The sequence below is a fragment of the Actinoplanes xinjiangensis genome (assembly GCF_003148685.1).
Lineage (GTDB): Bacteria > Actinomycetota > Actinomycetes > Mycobacteriales > Micromonosporaceae > Actinoplanes > Actinoplanes xinjiangensis.
Genome location: NZ_QGGR01000006.1, coordinates 210,812 through 229,081, shown reverse-complemented (window position 1 = coordinate 229,081; position 18,270 = coordinate 210,812). Strand labels below are relative to the sequence as shown.

Here is an 18,270-nt window from a genome sequence, read left to right as displayed (position 1 = left end):
CGGCATGGTTCGAAGGCCGGGGCTGCACTGGAAGGTGCGCCCGTACATGACCGCCCGCGGGCGAACCGGCAGCCGTAGTCCGCTGCTGATCCACACCCTGGTCTCCACCGGCAACCGGTACGACCCCGTGCTCGCCGCCAGCCTGGCCCCCACCTCGCGGACGCTCTACGAGCAGGCCCGGCGGATGTGCTCGGTGGCCGAACTGTCGGCCAACTGCGGGCTGCCCCTGGGCCTGACCCGCCTGCTGATCAGCGACCTGCTCAAGATCGGCCAGCTGGAGGTCCACGACCCCCGCTCCTCACAAGATCTAGCACTTCTGGAGAGACTCCGTGCCGGCCTTGCCCGACTCACCTGACGGCGTACGGATGAGCCAGATGACCTCGGCGAAGATCGTCGTGGCGGGCGGTTTCGGGGTCGGCAAGACCACCGCGGTGGGCGCCATCTCGGAGATCCCGGCGATCCGCACCGAGTCCTGGATGACCGCGGCCGCCGCCCAGATCGACCGGCTCGACCCGGGCATCGACAAGGTGACCACCACCGTCGCGATGGACTTCGGCCGGGTCACCATCGACGAGTCGCTGGTGCTCTACCTGTTCGGTACGCCCGGCCAGCCCCGCTTCTGGCCGATGTGGGACGACCTGGTCCGGGGCGCGGTCGGCGCACTGGTCCTGGTCGACACCAACAACCTGGCCAATTCGTTCGCCGCCGTCAACTACTTCGAGAACGATGCGGACGTACCGTGGGTCGTCTGTGTCAATCTGTTCCACGGAGTAGCCACCCACGAGCTGTCCGAGGTGCGGGACGCGCTGGCGCTGCCCGCACACGTGCCGTTGATCGCCGCCGACATCCGCGACTCCCGCAAGGTCGCCAGTGCGTTGCTGGCCGTCGTGGACCACGCGGCGAAACAGGCCATCGGATAGACGAAGAAGCTCTACAGGAGGCGGAACCTTGCGCAACATTCTCATCGTGGGGGCCGGTCAGGCCGGCCTCCAGCTCGCCCTGAGCCTGCGGGCCGAGGGCTACGAGGTCACCCTGATGTCGGCGCGTACCCCCGACGAGATCCGCACCGGCTGGGTCACCTCGACCCAGGCGATGTTCGACATGGCACTGGAGACCGAGCGGGCCTACGGCCTGAACCACTGGGAGGACCAGACCCCGCCCATCAACGGCCTGCGCGTCGCCCTCGCCGCCCCGCCCGGGGAGCTGGCCCTGGGTATCACCGCGCCGCTGGAGAAGCCGGCCCAGTCCACCGACCAGCGGATCAAGATGGCCCGCTGGCTGGAGGACGCACAGGAGCGCGGCGTCGACGTCATCTACAACGCGGTCACCACACAGGACCTGGACGCGATCACCCAGCTGGGCCGTTACGACCTGACCATCGTCGCGGCCGGCAAGGGCGATCTCGTCGCCATGTTCGACCGGGATCCGAGCCGGTCGCCATACACCACGCCGCAGCGGGGCCTGGCGGTCGCCTATGTGCACGGTCTGGAACCGGATCCGGAGTGGCCGGTCCCGCACGTGGGCTTCCACGCCACCCCGGGCCTGGGGGAACTGTTCGTCATCCCCGGCCTGACGCACAGCGGCCCGTGCGACATCCTGTTCTGGGAGGCCGTACCGGGCGGGCCGCTGGACCGCTGGGCCGGGCACCACGGCCGGATGGCACCCGACCAGCACCTCGCCCTCACGCTCGGCCTGATCCGCGAATACCTGCCGTGGGTGCACGAGCGTGCCGCGAACGTGCGGCTCACCGACGCCAAGTCCACCCTGCACGGCCGGTACACACCGACCGTCCGCCGGCCCGTCGCCCACCTGCCCGGCGGCGGTAAGGTCCTCGGTCTCGCCGACGTCGTCATCGCCAACGACCCGATCACCGGGCAGGGCAGCAACACGGCGGCCAAGGCGGCGAACCACTACCTGAAGGCGATCCTGGCCCACGGCGACCAGCCGTTCGACGAACAGTGGATGACCGAGACGTTCGAGGGCTTCTGGGTCGCGCACGGTGCGGCGGTCACCGGCTGGACCAACGCCATGCTCCAGCCGCTGCCGCCGCACGTGCAGCAGCTGCTCGGCGCCGCCTCGCAGAACGAGCGGATCGCCCGCCGGTTCGCGGCCGGTTTCGTCGACCCCAACGACTTCCTCAACTGGTTCGTCGACCCGGAGAAGGCCTCCGCCTACCTCGCCGAGGTCGGCGGAGCAGGATAGACCCCCTTTCCGGTACGCCGTGGGCGCGCCGGCGGAGGCACACCGGCCGGGTGTGCCTCCGCCGCCGTCTATCCGCGCCGGAGCAGGCTCTCGCCCTCGGCCACCGCCTCCCGCAACCGCTCGACGAGTTCGCGCAGACCGGCGTCGAGATCCACCTGGTCCGCGGTCTCCGCGATGATCTCGTCCCGCACGTCGTCGACGAACGGCTGCCAGGTGTCGAGGACGCGCCGGGTGACCTCGGCGGCGACCTTCTCCCGTTGCCCGGCCGCGGCCCGGTCCTGGCCGGCACGCGCACGGTCGGCCAGCCGGCTGCCGACGACGTCGGTCAGGTAGACGGCGAGGGGAAGGAAGGCCTCAGCGGTGCCGAGGTGCCTGCCCACGCCCTCCGCCGCCTTCACCACCCGCGTCTTGGGGCCGGACGTCGATCCGGCCGCCTCGCTCGCGACCTTCAGCGCCCCGATCAGCATGCTCCCGACCTTCTCGACATGTCCCGCGGCGCCGCCGGGCCCGTCCGGGGCCGGCGTCCCGTCGGTCTCCAGTGCCGTGACCAGCGACGTGAAGTCGGCCCAGGAGGGCCGGGCACGCTCGCGCTCCCGGGTCTTTCGGATCGACTGCCGCAGCCGCTCCAGCCGGTCCTGGTGCCTGGTGAACCACGTGTCGAGGGTGCGCTGGATCTCGGCGCGCAGAGCGTCGGACTGCGACTCCCCCGGTCGCCGCAACACCTCGTCGACGAGACCGTCGAGACCGGCCCGGGCCGCCTGGTCGAGGATGTCGAGTTCCTTCTCCCATCCCTCGCGGCGGGCCACTCCACTGGCGGCCTCCCTGGCACGTGCCGTGTAGTCGGCCAGTTGCCCGCGCAGTTCGGTCACGGTCTCGTCCAGAACCGCCGTCCAGTACCGTTGCCCGGCCGCGTCGCGCCAGCCGGGTGGCGCCGACACCGCCTTCAGCGCGTCCGCGAGGCCGTCCATGCCGTCCCAGCTCCGGAAGGCGTCCCAGGTCTCCGGGCCCAGATCGGTGTCCGGCCCGGCCGTCTGGTACGGGTCCTGCGAGACGACGAAGACCGGGACGCCGTCGTCCAGGCCGAACAGTTCCCGCAGCTCGCGGATCTTGCGGGCGCCCAGTTCGCGGTACTGGTCGAGGTCGTACTCCGGGTCCACGCCGGCCTCGTCGAACCGGGAGATGACGAACCACATCGTCCCGGCCGGCCATCCCCGGGTGAACAGCGCCCGCAGCACGTCACGTTCGGCGGTCACCAGCTGGGGGGTCAGCACCGCGATGCCGACGTCGGTGAGCCCGACCGCCGCCATCGCGCGGCGTGAGTTGTTCTGTGCCCGCACGTCGGAGGCGCCGACCACGAATCCGGGGGTGTCGCGGAGCACGCAGCCACCCAGCTCGACGTCGTTGACCTCGAACGTCTCGTGGCGTGCGCTGATCGTCAGCCACCCGGGAACCTCGCTGCCCGCGTCGGCGAGCAGCCGGCGCAGCAGGGAGCTCTTGCCGGTGTCGTACGACCCGAACAGGGTCACCACCGGCCGGTCCAGCTTCGCGAAGGCGTCCCAGTCGTCGGCGTACCGCCCGGCCGGCGAACCGCCGGGCAGCCGTCCCAGCCAGTCCCGCACCGCACCGATGTCGAGCGTGGTCACTCGTTCCCCCCTGATGTGACGATCTTCTCCGCGGCCGCGATCAGGGCCCCGGTCACCTCGGCCCGCGCCCGCGCCGCCTCCACCCGTTCCCGGATCGACGAGGCGAGGGTGTGCTGCTCGCCGAGCAGCTCACCGATCGTCGCGGCCCGCCGCTCGAGTTCACCGACCGGGCCGTCGCCCTGCTCACCGTGCAGGATCCGGTCCACCAGCCCGGCCGCCGATTCGTCGATCACCGCCAGCGCCGACTCCTGCTGCCGCCTGTGGTCACCGGCCTTCTTGACGTCGGTGGCCATCGACGCCGCATCGACGACGGCGGCGACGGCCCCGAGGACGGCCGCGCCCCGGGCCACGTTGCCGGCGCCCTTCACCGCGCCCCACGGCTTGAAGTTGTGGCCGAGGAATTTGCCGATCGCGTAGACCGCGTCCCGGCTGGCCAGGGCCGCCGCCATCGTCGCCGCCGTGCCCGCGACGGTGCCGGCGCCCTCGGTCACGCTCTCGTGCCAGGCCCGCCCGTGGGCCTCGAACTCAGCCGCGAACTCGGGCGTCACCGAGAACGCGGCGGCGCGCATCTCCCGGCCGATCGCGCCGATGTGATCGCTGTGCCACTCGTCGAGTCTGCGTGCCGCGTCGGCCAGGAATCCTTCGAGGTCGACCGCGACCTGCGGAGCCTTCCACCAGGAGTCGACCAGGTCGGCCATCTTCGCCGCGTCCTTCCGGTCGATTTCGGCGACCGCGGACTTCGCCGCGGCCGCGTGCCGGTCCACCATCCGGCGGGCGTCCTCCCGCAGCGAGTCGCCGAGGAACTCCGCGTCACTCACCGCGGCCCGCAACGTGACGATCAACGATTCCGTACGGTCCAGGCTCGTCGTGCCGTCGGCCCGCACCTGAAGCAGGGCGTGCCGGTGACGCTCGAGGCCGGTGACCGCCGCGTCGAACGCCGCGGACGACGACGCCGCGGACAGCCGCGCGCCGGACAGCCCCGCCAGGGCACCGGTCAGCGCCGCCACCCCGTCCCACAGCCGGTTCTCGTCGAAGTCTCCGGCTTGCGCCGCCGGGTCGCCGCCCACCAGCCCGAACGGGTCACCGGACAGGCAGTGGACCTGATCGGGGCCGACGTCGACGCCACGGGCGGCGAAGGCGGTACGCAGCTCCTCCCGTTTGCGGTCCTGGAGGTGCAGGAACGACTCGGGTGCGGTCAGCGGGTCCACGCCCAGTTCGTCGCACCGGTTGACGAGGAACACCATCCGCGCGCCCTTGGCGGCGGCCGATGCCGAGCCGCGCGACAGTTCCTCCAGCAGCGCGGTGTCGCCGACCAGCAGGTTGATGTGGACGACGACGAACACCAGGGCCGCCTCGGCGACCGCCTCCAGCGCGGCGGTGTCGTGCCCGTCGTGTCCACTCTGCAGACCCGGCGTGTCCACCAGGTCGACGCGGGCGAGCGGGTACCGGCTCGCCGTCGCGGTCGCCGGCGACGCCCGGATGTCGAACGTGGTGGAGGGCTGCCGGCCGTCGTCCACCACGATCCGGCGGATCAGCGACGACTTGCCCGAGTTGTAGTCACCGAGGACGGCCAGGACCGGCCGGGCCCCGTCGACCCGCCAGAACGTCTTGACGACGTCGAACAGCGCCGGGTCGTGCCGGGCCGCCTCCTCCAGTTCGTCACGCCACGCGTGGATGCCGGCTGCCGGCGGTGCGCTCCACGCGGCGGCCAGGGCCCGGGCCAGCCGGTCGCCGTCCTCCTGCCGGCGGCGCGCGTAGGCGTCGTGGACGGCCGGGTCGATCCGCGCCGGCCGATGACCCGCACCGGACCCGAGCCAGTCCTCACCGAGCAGGGCCCGGGTCACGTCGGCCGGTGAGTCCCCCATCCGGCGTTGTGCCCGCCGAAGGACATCGGCCGCCGCGGGTGCGGGCCTGATCGCGTCGGCGTAGGCGCGCAGGCTGTCGATCAGCCCGACGAGCCGGCCCCGCGCCGCGCGGAGCTCGATCGCGGTCCGCAGCGACTCACCGAGCGCGGGAGCCACCGCTGTCCACGCCGCCTTCCGGCTGTCCCGGACGAGGGCGTCCTCGTAGTCGGCGAACGTCTGCTCCACCGCGCGATGGCAGTCCGCGATCGCCTCGGCCTTCGCCTTACGTGCCCGCTCCGTCGCCTCCCGGCTGACCTTCTTGCCGAAGTACTGCTGGACCTGGCCGGCGATCCCGATCCCGGCGGCGACGGCACCGAAGACCCAGCCGGCCGGGTTCCAGAAGAAGACCGCCGCGAGGGTGCTCGCGCCCAGGGCGATGCCGGTGCCCCTGATGATCTCGCCGGTGACACCGCCGCCCTCGTCGCCCAGGATCCGTACGGCGTGCGACACCGCCGACCCGGTGTCGGCCGCCCTCTGGTCCGCGGCGATCCTGCGTTCCCGTTCGAGGAACTCCCGGCGGCCCGAGCGGACGGCCTCCGCCGCGGCGGCGATGGTCTCCTGATCGAAGACGGCCTCCGCGAACGCCGACTCGTCGATCGCCTTGTGCTCGTCGAACGCCGTCCGGATCAGATCGTCCGCCCGGGCCTTCGCCTGCCGGCGGCATCCGGCCAGGTGCGAGGCGGCGAGATGCCGGACGAACCGGTCCAGCGATCCCTTCGGCGGTGACGTGTACGGCACGCCGCGCGCCCGCTCGGACACCTCGACGAGGTCCGCGCTGAGGGCGGCGTCGTGCAGCCACTCGGCGCGTTCGGCGTCCTCCGGGTAGCCCACCAGGTCGAACAGCGACTCGGCCTCCTTCTCGAGGGCGGTCGCCTCCCGCTCCATCTCGGCTGCCAGGCCGTCGAGTTCGCCGATCCCCCGGCGGCACCGCGACCGGAGGTCCTCCCGCAGAGCGGACAGCCGGAGGTCGGCGCTGCCCTCGGCGATCGAGGTGACGATGAGGCGCTCCAGGGCCGGGAAGTTCGACCAGCGTTCGAGGTAGTCCTCGCCGAACTCCTCGCGCTGCCGGTCGAACGCCTTCCGGAGCGTCTCCGGTCCGTGGAAGGGGGTGCCGGCCCGCGCGAACAGGGCCCGCTGGCTGTGGATCGCGACGACCGGGGTGTCCGGCAACCCGATCTGGGCGAGCTGGGTCCGGATGTTGTCGGCGTGCTGACGAACCGCCTCGGACGGATTCCGGCGCTGCGCCTCCGGGACGATCGCCGGGTGGCGCCAGCGCGCGTTGCGGACGTTGAGGACCGCCACCGCCGGTTTGCCGTGGTCCCGGATCCAGGCGGCGATCTTCGCGAACTCCATCTCCTGCTGGGCCTGGTTGTCGAAGCACAGCAGGACGATGTCGGCGATCTCGACCGCCTTGCGGGCCTCGGCCTCCAGCGAGTCACGGCTCTGGGTCCGCCCCCAGCCGTTGATCCCCGGCGTGTCGAACAGCCGGCAGTCCCGCCACTCGATGGGCCGCACCTCGGTCGTCCAGTCGCTGGCGCCGGGTGAGACGTACTCCCCGTCGAGCCGGCCGAAGACCGACAGCAGGGTGCTCTTGCCGACGCCGGTGCGCCCGAAGAACGCGATGTTGAAGGTACCGAGCGACTCGCGCTCACGGTCGAGGTGACGCCGCAGGTCCCCCGGGAACCAGCGCAGGAAACCCTCCAGCCGGCTGATCAGGCGGGACGGGGACGGGCCGGCGGGCTGCTCCGGCCCGAATGCCCCGGCCAGATCGTCCGTGATGGCGTCCAGGCGCGTCAGTTCCGCGTGTCCCTGCTCGACGGCCGAGCGGACGGCCTCCTCGAGCGACACCGACTCTGTGGTCAACGTGTTCCCTTGTTCCTTCGCCGTCGGGCGGTTACGCGATCATGTCGACTCATGCTGCCGTGGCGACGTTGCGGTGCCCATCCTTCTGATTTGTAAGACGTTTGGCCGGACGCCGGATTCCGCAGCACCGGACGCCCGGTCGTGTTCGGGACAGGCCGTCGGGTGACGGGCCCGGATCGATCATGCGCAGACCGGGCGTACGACTCAAGTCGTACGCCCGGGTTCATCATCGGGGTGGACGCCGGCGGCCCGTCGCGTGCCTAGCGTCGTGGATGTCCTTGATCGTCCATGCCGCCGGGAGCCGTCCGTGCCATCGCCACCCCTTCTCGTCGCCGACGACGTCAGCAAGTCGTTCGGTGCCACCCAGGCCCTCAGCGGCGCGTCGTTGCAGGTCTTCCCGGGCGAGGTGCTCGCCCTGACCGGGCCGTCCGGCTCCGGCAAGTCCACGCTGCTGCACTGCCTGTCCGGGATCCTCATGCCCGACTCGGGGCGGGTCGGCTACGACGGCCGTGACCTGGGCGCGCTCGGTGACCGGGAGCGCAGCACGCTGCGGCGCGGCGCGTTCGGGTTCGTCTTCCAGTTCGGCCAGCTGGTGCCCGAACTGACCTGCCTGGAGAACGTCGCCCTGCCGCTGCGGCTCGCCGGCACCCGCCGCCGGCCGGCCGAGCAGCTGGCCGGCGAACTGCTCGCCCGGCTACACGTGTCCGACGTGGCCGCGAAACGTCCCGGGCAGGCGTCCGGCGGGCAGGGCCAGCGCGTCGCCGTGGCCCGCGCCCTGATCACCACGCCCCGGGTGATCTTCGCCGACGAGCCGACCGGCGCGCTCGACTCCCGCAACGGTGAGCAGGTGATCCGGCTGCTGGTCGCGGCGGCGAAGGAACGCGGCAGCGCGGTCGTCCTGGTCACCCACGAGGAACGGATCGCCGCGTGCGCCGACCGGATCGTCGCGTTCCAGGACGGCGCGGCCGTGCCGGCGGCGGTGGCCCGATGACGTCGCTGCTGCTGGGGGTGCGGCTGAGCGTGGCGGGCGGGCGGTCCGGCTGGCTGCGGCTCGCCCTGATCGCGGTCGGGGTCGGGCTCGGCGTGGGGATGCTGCTGGTGCTGGCGGCCACCCCGACCGCGGTGGCGGCCCGTGAGGAACGGCGCAACGACCGGGCGACCGGCGCGTTCGTCGAGCAGGCCGGCCCGGGGACCCTGCTGGCCCTGACCGTGGAGACCAGGTTCCGCCAGGAGGTGGTACGCGGCCGGATCCTGCGTCCCGACGGTGACCGCGCGCCGGTACCACCGGGACTGGACCGGATGCCGGCGGCCGGGGAGCTGTTCGTCTCACCGGCACTGGCTGCTCTGATCGCCGGTCCCGGTGGTTCGGTGCTGGCCGAACGGTGGTCCGCCCGGGTCGCCGGCACGATCGCGCCGGACGGGCTCTCCGGGCCCGACGAGATGTGGTTCTACGCCGGTTCGGAGACGCTGACCACCGGGGACGGTGCCGAACGGTTCGCCGCCTTCGGGGCCGGCGGGCCGCCCACGACCGACGCGGTGATCGTGGTGCTCGCCGTGATCGGCGCGGTCATCCTGCTGATGCCGGTGCTGGCCTTCGTGACCACGGCCGTGCGGTTCGGCAGTGAGAGCCGGGAACGGCAGCTCGCCGCGATCCGGCTGGTCGGTGCCGACAGCCGGATGACCCGCCTGATCGCCTCCGGGGACACGCTGGTCGGGGCGCTGCTCGGCCTTGTCGTCGGCGGTGCGGTCTTCCTCGGGCTGCGCCGGGTGGTCGGCGGGCTGCTTCCGGCGGACTTCAGCCCGTACCCCGCGGATCTCCGTCCGGTGCCGATCCTGCTCGTCGTGATCCTGGTGATCGTGCCGGCCGGCGCGGTCCTGGTGACGCTGGCCGCGCTGCGCCGCGTCGTCATCGAACCGCTCGGCGTGGTCCGGCAGGGCGTCACCCGCCGCCGCCGGCTGTGGTGGCGGCTGATCCCGCCGGGTGCCGGCCTGGCCCTGCTGTATCCGCTGCTCGGCGGCCTGCCGGACGAGATCGGCGACGCCACGCGCGCCCAGCTCGCCGCCGGGGCGATCCTGCTGCTGACCGGGGTCGTCGTCCTGCTGCCGTGGCTCGTACAGGCGCTGGTGCGACGGCTCGGTGGCGGCGGTGTCGGCTGGCAGCTGGGCATCCGGCGGCTGCAGCTGGACAGCGACAGCGCCGTGCGCTCGGTCTCCGGCATCGCGGTGTCGGTGGCCGGCATCATCGCCGTGCAGGGGCTGCTCGGCGCCTCGATCGCGGCCACCGGCGGATCACAGCCGCCGGCCGAACGGTTCCAGGCCGTCGTCCACACCAACGGCGCCGACGGCACCGGCTGGGCGGCGGCCCTGACGGGCACGCCGGGAGTGGCGGAGGTGCGGACGTCCGGCTACGGCTATCTGCGATCCGGTGCCGGCGATCCGATCGGGGCTTCGGTACGGGTGGGCGACTGCGAGGTGCTGCGACAGTACGCGGCACTGCCCTCCTGCACCGACGGCGACAGCTTCGCGGCCGTGATGCCCGGCTGGGACAAGACGGTCGCGACCCCCGGCAGCGCCTTCTACGGCGCCGACGACGATGCTCCGCTCTCCCGGTGGACGGTGCCGGCCGGACTGCCCGAGGTGACGCTCTATCCCGGTGCGGCCGGCCCGTCGTCGTACCTGGCGACGCCCGCCGCACTCAAGATCCGCCCCGACCTGCGCGGCCTGCACACCGACGGGTACCTGATCCGGCTGGACCCCGCCGACCCGGACGCGATCGAACGGGTCCGCAACACGATGGCCCGGCTCGCCCCGGCCGCACCCCTCCAGCTCTTCGGCGACCAGCGGATCGGCGACCAGTTCGCCGGCGCCCGGCAGGTGGCCCAGGCCTGCGCGGTCCTGCTGCTGCTGTTCATCGGCGCGAGCATGCTGGTCAACGTCACCGAGCAGCTGCGGGAGCGGCGGCGGCTGCTGGCGGTGCTCGCCGCCTTCGGCACCCGGCGGCGCACCCTGTCGGCGTCGGTGCTCTACCAGGTCGCCGTCCCGGCGTCGGTCGGCCTGCTCCTGGCCGTCGGAGTCGGCAGCGCCCTGTCGGCGGTGCTGCTGGCGGCCACCGGTGCGCCGGTCACGTTCGACTGGCCGGCGGTCGCCGTGATGACCGCCGCGGTCGCCGCCATGATCATGGCGGTGACCGGTGCCGGGCTTCCCCTGCTGTTCCGCCTGCTGAAGGTCCAGGAATTGCGCAGTGAGTAGACGTCCTAGGCTGACCGGCATGCCGGTTCGCATGCGCCCCGTCGGCGGGATCTCACCGGTCGACCTGCTGGTCTCGGTCGCGGTGGCCGGCCTGTCCACCTGGTGGTGGCACCAGTTCCGGCCCGGTGGGGTGGCCTTCGGCCTGCTCGCCGGGACGGTGCTGCTGTGGCGCCGCCGGTACCCGCTCACCGTGCTGGCCGCGGTGTCGGTGCTGACCATGCTGACGGCGACGATCGAGGTCGACGGCACCCGACTGCACGAGGGCATGCTGCTGATCACGCTCGCCCTCGCCATGTACGCGGTGATCGTCCACGCGGCGACCCTGCGGCGGGCGGTGGCCGGCGGGATCGCCGCGTCGCTGGTCGCCGCGCTGATGCTGCCGTTGCAGCACAACGGCGCGGCCGGCCTGATGAGTTTGTCCCTGCGCGACCTCGCGGACAGTGCCGAGCTGGTGGTGGGCTACGGCGGCGTGATCTGGGCGGTGGGCCTCAGCGTGCGCTATCTCGGGCAGCTGCGGGCCAACGCGAACGAGCGGATGCTCAGCGCCGAACGCGAGCGCCGGGACAACGCGCGGATCGCGGTCGCCGAGGAGCGCGCCCGGATCGCCCGGGAACTGCACGACATCGTCGCCCACTCGCTGTCCGTGATCATCCTTCAGGCCAACGGCGCGGCCTACGCGTTCGACCACGACCGGGAACGGGCCCGTGCGGCGCTGCGGACCATCGGCGCCACCGGAGCGGACGCCCTGGACGAGATCCGCCAGCTCGTCGAGATGCTCCGCAGTGACGGCGGGGACCCGGCCGACCGTACCCCCGCCGTTCTCGACCAGGTCGAAGCGGTCGTGCAGCGGTCCCGCGACGCGGGCCTGACCGCCGCCCTGACCGTGCACGGCACGCCGCCGGACGTGCCCGGCGGCGTGGCGCTGGCGGTCTGCCGGATCGTGCAGGAGTCGCTGACGAACACGCTGAGACACGCCGGTCCGCGCCCGGTCGCCGCCGTGACGATCGACTACCGCCCCGGCAGCATCGACATCGAGGTCACCGACACCCCACCGGCCGGCTCCCCGCTTCGTTCCGGCGGCGCGGGAACGGCGGTGACAGCCGGCCGGGACGCTCCGGGCGCCGGCGGGCACGGGCTCGTCGGCATGCGCGAGCGGGTCGCCCTCTACGGCGGCACGTTCGAGGCCGGACCGCGACCGGACGGCGGCTGGCGGGTCCGCGCCGTCCTGCCGCTGACCGGTGCCCGGCCGGTGCCCGCATGATCCGGGTCGCGCTCGTCGACGACCAGCACCTGGTCCGGGCCGGGTTCCGGATGGTCCTGGACTATCAGGACGACATGGCCGTCGTCGGCGAGGCGGGCGACGGCGAGGAGGCGCTGCGCCTGCTGCGGACCACCCCGGCCGATGTCGTCGTGATGGACCTGCGGATGCCGGTGATGGACGGGGTGACCGCGACCCGGCGGATCTGCGCCGCCGGGCCACTCCCCCGGGTGCTGGTGCTGACCACGTTCGACACCGACGAGGAGGCGTTCGCCGCGCTCCAGGCGGGGGCGAGCGGATTCCTGCTCAAGAGCGTGCCCCCGGAGGACCTGCTGAAGGCGATCCGGGTGGTGGCCGGCGGAGAGGCCGTCGTCGCGCCCCGCGTGACACGACGACTGCTCGATCGTTTCGCCGGCCGGCTGACCGCGAGCGATCAGGCCGTTCCCGGTCCGCACGGTCTCACCGACCGGGAACGGGAGGTGCTGCTGCTGGTCGCGCAGGGCCTGTCGAACCTGGAGATCAGTGTCCGTCTGCAGGTCGCCGAGACCACCGTGAAGACCCACATCGGCCGGATCCTGAACAAGCTGGGCCTGCGCGACCGGGTCCAGGCCGTCGTCTTCGCCTACGAGTCCGGCCTGGTCCGCCCCGGCGACCTCGGCTGACCGTCACCGATAGGGTGGATCCATGGGCGACTGACCACCGTCAACGGAGGACCGACGTGACCGATCGTTACCTGAAGGCTTTCGACACGGCCGCCGCCGACTTCGAACGACTGGGCGAACACCTCTGGAAACCCATCGGGCAGGCCACCGTGGACCGGACGGCGCCGGCACCCGGCGACCGTGTCCTCGACGCCTGCTGCGGCAACGGCGCCTCCGCGGTACCGGCGGCGCTGCGGGTCGGTGACCAGGGGCGGGTCGACGCCGTCGACCGGTCCGCCGCGCTGATCGCGGACCTGCGTTCCCGGACCACCGGCCTGGTCCCGCTGCACGCCCGGGCCGCCGACGTCACGTCCTGGCCGGACAGCGGATACGACGTGGTGCAGGCGGTGCTCGGCATCTTCTTCTTCCCGGACATGGCCGCCGGCACCGAGCACCTCGTGAGTCGCGCCCGGCCCGGCGGACGGGTCGGTTTCACCATCTGGCGGCGCGGCGCGATGGTGGCCCCCGGCACCCACCTGCGGCAGGCCGTCAGCCAGGTCACCGGCAGGCCCGCCGAGCCGCGGCCGACCGGCCCGGTGGAGGCCGTCAACGTCGCCGCGGACTACCGCGCGTGGCTGACCGACCGCGGCCTCACCGACGTCACCGTGACCACCCACGAGCTGCACCTGCCCCTGACCCCCGACCTGGCCTGGCTGGTGGTCACCGGGTCGGGTTTCGTCACCGTGCTGGACGGCCTGGACGAGACCCGGATCGCCGAGGTACGCGAGGTCTACCTCGATTCGCTCAGCCGGGCCGGGGTCACCGAACTCGACGCCACCACCCTGATCGGCATCGGCTACTCACAGGGTTCGAACGCGTTGGTGATGTAGGCGATCCGGCCGGAGCCGTCCTCGTGGTCACCGGCCCACACCATCGCCGGTTCGGCCGGGGCGGTGATCCAGTACATCTGGAACACCTCGTCCCATCGGGTCGTGGCGCCCGGGATCGTGCGTACCGCCGCGCGGACGGTCGTCGTGTTCGTGACGCCGTGCGGCAGCCTCACGCGCGGCGGGATCCGGCCCGTGCCGATGGTCCAGCCGACCAGGCGGCCCTTACCGGCCGGTGCCAGGCTGACCGTCAGCGCGCCCCAGGTCAGGGTCCGGCGGGGGCCCGCCGACGGATCCAGTTCGCAGCCCTTGCCGTCGACCGCGCGGTCCGGCGGGCCCAGGGTCCGGCGCAGCATCCGTTCCGCGGCGCCGGCCGGGCCGCCGACCGGGATCCGCCCGACCGCCGTCGGGGTCAGCGCCAGCACGGCGGGGGCGGTGGCGCTGTGTGCGGGCGCGGACAGGGTGGTCAGCAGTGCGGCGGCGGTCGCGGCCAGAGCGAGATAGGACGGCACCGGTTCATCATCACCGCGCCGCGGTGCCGGGCGGGCGTTTCACGACCCGGCGGGGCCGCCGGTTCGCCCGTCCGCGTGACGGCCCCACCATCGGCGACCGGTTGCACCGGCGGGGCAGGATCGGGGACATGAAGGTGCATGATCAGATCAGCGGGCGGCTCCAGGCGTTCATCGAGGCGCAGCCGATGTTCTTCGTGGCCACCGCCCCGACCGGCCCCGGCGGGCACGTCAACGTCTCCCCCAAGGGCATGTCCGGCACGTTCGTGGTGCTCGGCGGGCACCGGGTCGCCTACCTCGACTACCACGGCAGCGGCGCGGAGACGACCGCCCACCTCGACGAGAACGGGCGGATCACCCTGATGTTCTGCGCCTTCCAGGGCCCGCCGAACATCGTCCGGCTGCACGGTCACGGGCGTACGGTGCCGGTCACCTCACCGGAGTTCGCCGCCCTGCTGGCCCTGTTCCCGTCCCCACCGGACACGCACGGCGTCCGGTCGGTGATCGACGTCGCCGTCGAGCGGATCAGCGACTCGTGCGGCTACGCGGTGCCGCTGATGTCCTACGAGGGCGATCGTGACCTGCTGGTGCGCGCCCACGAGCGGCGCTCCGAGGCGGACCTGGCCGAGTACCGCCGGGTGAAGAACGGCGTCAGCATCGACGGCCGGCCGATCTTCGCGGAGCCCACCGCCGCCGGCTGACGTCAGGCCGTGACCTGAAGGCGTCCGGCCAGGCCCCGCAGTTCGCTCCCGCCGGCGCTGCGGTTCGAGCGGTCCAGCAGGGTACGGGCGGTCTCGCGGGTCAGGGCGGAGGTGTGCACGTGCTGGGGCGCCAGCCGTTCGGCGGCCAGCAGGAGACGGACCGCCTCCCCGGCAGGGCGGCCGGGTTCGTCGCGCGGGCGATCGCGGCGGCACGGCCCGGGTCGCCGCCGTCGACCTCGATGCCGATCTGCCAGATCGACACGTTGGTCGGGCCGAAGTACAGGCCCATCGTGGACGTCTCCCCGGTGCGGGCCGCCAGGTCGGCAGCCTCGGCCGACCAGGCGCGGCTGTCGTCCGGGCGCCCGCAACCCCGACCGGCCAACGCGCAGATCAGCAACAGGGAGCCGAGCACCTCGGCGACAGCCGGCCGCCCGGTGTGCGGGCGCAGGTCGTCGACGGCGCGTTCGGCCAGGGTGAGCCCGCGCTGGTAGGAGCCGCACCCGGTGGCGGCGCAGACACGGGCGTATGCGGCGTACCCGGTCAGGACGACGTCGCCGGCGGCGGCTGCCGCGTCACGGCAGCGCTCGGCACCCAGCCAGGCGTCCGCCGGCCGCCCGAGGTTGCGCAGCACCGACGAGGCGATGAACGTGACGTCGCAGAGCAACCGCAGGGCGGTCGCCCGGTCTGGGCCGGCGGTTCCCGCGTGCACGTCACGCAGCAGCACAGGGAGGAGGCGTGCGGCGCCGGCGTAGTCACACGCCTGCCGCAGCGTGTCGGCCAGCGCGACGGTGCGGGTCAGTTCCGGCACCGCGACCGGTGTCGGTGCCGGCGGTTCGGACAGGTCGATGTCGACGAGCGCCTGCCGGATCGCGTGTACGTGCGCATGCGCGGCGACGACGTCCCGGTCCCCGGCCGGCACCGCGAGACCGGTCAGTTCGGCCGGTGCACAGTCCAGTGCCGCCGCGATGTCGGCCAGCGTGAACCTGTTGTCGGCCGCCTGCCTGCCCCGCTCGATCCGGCTCCAGGTGGCGTGTGAGATCCCGGCCCGGCTGGCGGCGTACCGCATGCTCCATCCGCGGAGCAGCCGGCGCGCCCTGATGCGTTCCCCGATGCCGGGGTCACCGCTCGGTCGTGGTGTCATGCCCGGACCGTAACCCGCGTTCCGGGCGGTGCCGGTACATGCCTGTACCACCCCGGACGGCCCCGTGCGGCCGGTCAGCGGGGGGTGGGGGCGGGGCTCACGCCGTAGACCAGGCGGAGGATGGCGTCGGTGAGGGTGTCCAGGACCTCGTCCTCGTCGAAGGCGGCCGGGTCGGCATACACCTCGGCGAACATCGTGCTGCGCAGGTTGACGGCCATTCTGGCGAGCAGCGCGGGTGGTCCGCCGACGGTGAGCCCGGCGCGGGCGTCGCGCTGGATGCGGGTGCTGAACAGCGTGCATCCCTTGTCGACGAGCCGGTCGCGGACCTGCATCACGTCGGGCCCGGGGTCGGGGGCGAGGAAGGCCTCCCGCAGCCACCGCCCGTCGACCTTCCACCGGGCCAGTCCGGCGGCCAGGCTGCGGCGCAGCGCGTCGCGGTCGAGCCCGTCGGAGGCGAGCCACTCGGCCATCTCCAGGTCGGCCTCGGCGATCCCCTGGTCGACGAGCGCGGCGAGCAGCGCCTGCTTGGACTCGAAGTAGAAGTAGAAGCCGGACCGGGTGATGCCGGCCGCCCCGGCGAGCTCGTCGATCGTGACCTGGCTGATCGGCTTGTCGCGGAAGACCGCCCGTGCGGCGTCGACGAGGGCCTGCTCCCGCTGGTCGCCTTTCGTGGGGGCCCGGCGGCTTCTGATGGCTGACACGGCGCCGACTCTACAGCCCATCGAATGTAATTGACGACGCATCTTTGGCTTTTGACACCGCGTTGAAAATCTTCGGCGACGGGTCTACGTTCGGCTCATGTCCTTCCGAACGCGTCTGGCGCTGCCCGTCGCCTCGTACGTCGTCCTGCTCGTCTCCGCACTCCAGACCCTGGTCGTCCCGGTCGTCGCCGACATCCGGGCCGACCTGGACGTCACGACGAGCGCGGCCGGCTGGGTGGTGACCGCCAACCTGCTGGCCGCGGCGGTGCTCACCCCGATGCTCGGCCGTCTCGGCGACCTGTACGGCCGTCGCACCGTGATGCTCGGCGTGCTGACCGCGGTCCTGCTCGGCTCGGTGCTCGCCGCCACCACCTCCAGCCTTCCGCTGCTGCTCGTCGGCCGGATCGCGCAGGCCGCCAGCTTCGGGCTCTTCCCGCTGGCCATCGGCGTGCTCCGGGAGGAGCTGCCGCCGTACCGCCTGACCGGCGCGATGGCCCTGGTCAGCGGCATGCTCTCGGTCGGTGCCGGGTTCGGGCTGGTGATCACCGGCCTGCTGATGCGCGAGGGCGGCGACTATCACCGGCTGTTCTGGCTGGCCGCCGCGCTGACCGTGATCGGACTGGCCGGGGCGTGGCTGCTGCCGGCCCGCCCGGCAGCGGCCACCGGCACCCTCGACTGGGCGGGCGCCGGCCTGCTCGGGCTGGGCCTGGTGCTGCTGCTCCTGCCCCTGGCGGAGGGCAACGGCTGGGGCTGGGGCTCGGCCCGGGTGCTGGGGCTGCTGGGCGCCGCCGCCGTCGTACTGACCGGGTTCGTCCTGTTCGAACGCCGGGTCACGCATCCGCTGGTCAGCATCCGGATGCTCAGCCACCGCCCGATCGTGGTGGCCAACGCGGCCGGCCTGTTCCTCGGCTTCGCGATGTTCGCCGTGTTCCTCGCCGTCTCCGCGCTGGTGCAGACGCCGCCCGCGGTGGCCGGCTACGGCTTCGGCGCCTCGGTGCTCGCCACCAGCCTGATCTACCTGCTGCCCGGCACGGCCAGCGGGGTGATCACCGCGCCGCTCGGCGGACGGCTGGTCGCCCGGTTGGGCGCCAAGGCGACGCTGGTGATCGCGGCGGTGCTCGCCGGTGCGGGCTTCGCGTGGCTGGCGGTGCTGCACGCGGCCACGTGGCAGGTCATCGTCGGGGCGCTGGCGGTCAACACGGCGGTCACCTTCGGCTACGCCGCGCTGCCCGCCCTGCTGATCGCCCACGTCGAGCCGGCCGAGACCGGTATCGCGAACAGCGTGAACTCGATCGCCCGCTCGGTCGGCATGTCGCTGGGTACCGCGTTCGTCGTCACCATGATGACGCGCAACCCGATCCCGGGCCCGCTGCCGCTGCCGCGGGAGTCACAGCTCGTGGCGGTCTTCGCCGCCGGTGCCGTGCTGGCCGGGATCGCCGCCGTCACCGTCGGCCGGCTCCTGCCCCACGTGCGGCAGCCGAGGCTCACGGTGGCCGAGGTGGAGACCGACGACGTCCTCGGTGCGGCCGGGCTGGACGTGCCGGTCCGCCGCTGACCGGGCCGGGATCCGG

The 18,270-nt window shown here is 72.9% G+C and carries 15 protein-coding genes; 10 read left to right on the top strand and 5 right to left on the bottom strand.

The annotated features are described in order from the left end of the window. Nucleotides 1-4: 4 nt before the first annotated feature. The 3 genes from BC793_RS15660 to BC793_RS15650 are packed head-to-tail and all read left to right on the top strand — an operon-like array spanning nt 5 to nt 2,202. Entirely contained in the window at nt 5-355 is a 351-nt protein-coding gene (locus tag BC793_RS15660; RefSeq protein ID WP_109593244.1) for a DUF742 domain-containing protein, read from the top strand. Between the two features lie 10 nt (nt 356-365). Further along, complete coding sequence (locus BC793_RS15655; protein ID WP_239170032.1) at nt 366-920, top strand: GTP-binding protein; 555 nt, start codon at nt 366-368, stop codon at nt 918-920. 28 nt (nt 921-948) lie between these two features. After that, on the top strand, nt 949-2,202 hold the full coding sequence (locus BC793_RS15650) for a styrene monooxygenase/indole monooxygenase family protein (protein ID WP_109593243.1): 1,254 nt from the start codon (nt 949-951) through the stop codon (nt 2,200-2,202). A 68-nt stretch (nt 2,203-2,270) separates the two neighbouring features. Here the strand turns inward: BC793_RS15650 and BC793_RS15645 are convergent, their stop codons facing one another. Both BC793_RS15645 and BC793_RS15640 read right to left on the bottom strand, forming a co-directional pair. Beyond that, the gene (locus BC793_RS15645; RefSeq protein ID WP_109593242.1) at nt 2,271-3,845 is read right to left on the bottom strand and encodes a GTPase; all 1,575 of its coding nucleotides are present in this window, start codon (nt 3,843-3,845) and stop codon (nt 2,271-2,273) included. Further along, nucleotides 3,842-7,612: a GTPase gene (locus BC793_RS15640; RefSeq protein ID WP_109593241.1), complete on the bottom strand. Its 3,771-nt coding sequence runs from the start codon at nt 7,610-7,612 to the stop codon at nt 3,842-3,844. The genes BC793_RS15645 and BC793_RS15640 overlap by 4 nt, the downstream gene beginning before the upstream one ends. A 307-nt stretch (nt 7,613-7,919) precedes the next feature. On the opposite strand from BC793_RS15640, the gene BC793_RS15635 reads away from it, so the two are divergent. From BC793_RS15635 to BC793_RS15615, 5 genes are read left to right on the top strand one after another with little or no spacing between them, the layout of a single operon-like run. Beyond that, nucleotides 7,920-8,603 (top strand): ABC transporter ATP-binding protein, encoded by a 684-nt coding sequence (locus BC793_RS15635; protein ID WP_109593240.1) that lies wholly within the window; start codon nt 7,920-7,922, stop codon nt 8,601-8,603. Beyond that, nucleotides 8,600-10,861 (top strand): FtsX-like permease family protein, encoded by a 2,262-nt coding sequence (locus BC793_RS15630; RefSeq protein WP_109593239.1) that lies wholly within the window; start codon nt 8,600-8,602, stop codon nt 10,859-10,861. The genes BC793_RS15635 and BC793_RS15630 overlap by 4 nt, the downstream gene beginning before the upstream one ends. A gap of 19 nt (nt 10,862-10,880) precedes the next feature. Beyond that, nucleotides 10,881-12,122: a sensor histidine kinase gene (locus tag BC793_RS15625; RefSeq protein WP_109593238.1), complete on the top strand. Its 1,242-nt coding sequence runs from the start codon at nt 10,881-10,883 to the stop codon at nt 12,120-12,122. Continuing rightward, complete coding sequence (locus BC793_RS15620) at nt 12,119-12,781, top strand: response regulator (RefSeq protein ID WP_109593237.1); 663 nt, start codon at nt 12,119-12,121, stop codon at nt 12,779-12,781. Before BC793_RS15625 ends, BC793_RS15620 begins: the two co-directional genes overlap by 4 nt. Before the next feature lie 56 nt (nt 12,782-12,837). After that, nucleotides 12,838-13,650, top strand: coding sequence for a class I SAM-dependent methyltransferase (locus tag BC793_RS15615; protein ID WP_109593236.1), 813 nt, complete (start codon nt 12,838-12,840; stop codon nt 13,648-13,650). On the opposite strand, the gene BC793_RS15610 is transcribed toward BC793_RS15615, so the two are convergent. After that, nucleotides 13,617-14,159, bottom strand: coding sequence for a hypothetical protein (locus BC793_RS15610; RefSeq protein WP_109593235.1), 543 nt, complete (start codon nt 14,157-14,159; stop codon nt 13,617-13,619). The two genes, BC793_RS15615 and BC793_RS15610, sit on opposite strands and share 34 nt — an antisense overlap. Before the next feature lie 128 nt (nt 14,160-14,287). On the opposite strand from BC793_RS15610, the gene BC793_RS15605 reads away from it, so the two are divergent. After that, entirely contained in the window at nt 14,288-14,857 is a 570-nt protein-coding gene (locus BC793_RS15605; protein ID WP_109593490.1) for a pyridoxamine 5'-phosphate oxidase family protein, read from the top strand. A 100-nt stretch (nt 14,858-14,957) separates the two neighbouring features. Here the strand turns inward: BC793_RS15605 and BC793_RS15600 are convergent, their stop codons facing one another. Next, nucleotides 14,958-15,998, bottom strand: a complete 1,041-nt coding sequence (locus BC793_RS15600) for a helix-turn-helix domain-containing protein (RefSeq protein ID WP_239170033.1) — start codon at nt 15,996-15,998, stop codon at nt 14,958-14,960. A 74-nt stretch (nt 15,999-16,072) separates the two neighbouring features. Further along, a complete protein-coding gene (locus BC793_RS15595) occupies nt 16,073-16,699 on the bottom strand; it encodes a TetR/AcrR family transcriptional regulator (protein ID WP_109593234.1) in 627 nt (208 codons plus the stop codon). 97 nt (nt 16,700-16,796) lie between these two features. Here BC793_RS15595 and BC793_RS15590 point away from each other — a divergent pair, with 97 nt between their 5' ends. Then, the gene (locus BC793_RS15590; protein ID WP_109593233.1) at nt 16,797-18,254 is read left to right on the top strand and encodes an MFS transporter; all 1,458 of its coding nucleotides are present in this window, start codon (nt 16,797-16,799) and stop codon (nt 18,252-18,254) included. Nucleotides 18,255-18,270 lie beyond the last annotated feature (16 nt).

Bases quoted from the DNA above. Each gene is read 5' to 3' on its own strand.
- BC793_RS15620 (WP_109593237.1), top strand. From the start codon at position 12,119: ATGATCCGGGTCGCGCTCGTCGACGACCAGCACCTGGTCCGGGCCGGG.
- BC793_RS15600 (WP_239170033.1), bottom strand. From the start codon at position 15,998: ATGACACCACGACCGAGCGGTGACCCCGGCATCGGGGAACGCATCAGG.
- BC793_RS15605 (WP_109593490.1), top strand. From the start codon at position 14,288: ATGAAGGTGCATGATCAGATCAGCGGGCGGCTCCAGGCGTTCATCGAG.
- BC793_RS15625 (WP_109593238.1), top strand. From the start codon at position 10,881: ATGCCGGTTCGCATGCGCCCCGTCGGCGGGATCTCACCGGTCGACCTG.
- BC793_RS15590 (WP_109593233.1), top strand. From the start codon at position 16,797: ATGTCCTTCCGAACGCGTCTGGCGCTGCCCGTCGCCTCGTACGTCGTC.
- BC793_RS15660 (WP_109593244.1), top strand. From the start codon at position 5: ATGGTTCGAAGGCCGGGGCTGCACTGGAAGGTGCGCCCGTACATGACC.
- BC793_RS15630 (WP_109593239.1), top strand. From the start codon at position 8,600: ATGACGTCGCTGCTGCTGGGGGTGCGGCTGAGCGTGGCGGGCGGGCGG.
- BC793_RS15655 (WP_239170032.1), top strand. From the start codon at position 366: ATGAGCCAGATGACCTCGGCGAAGATCGTCGTGGCGGGCGGTTTCGGG.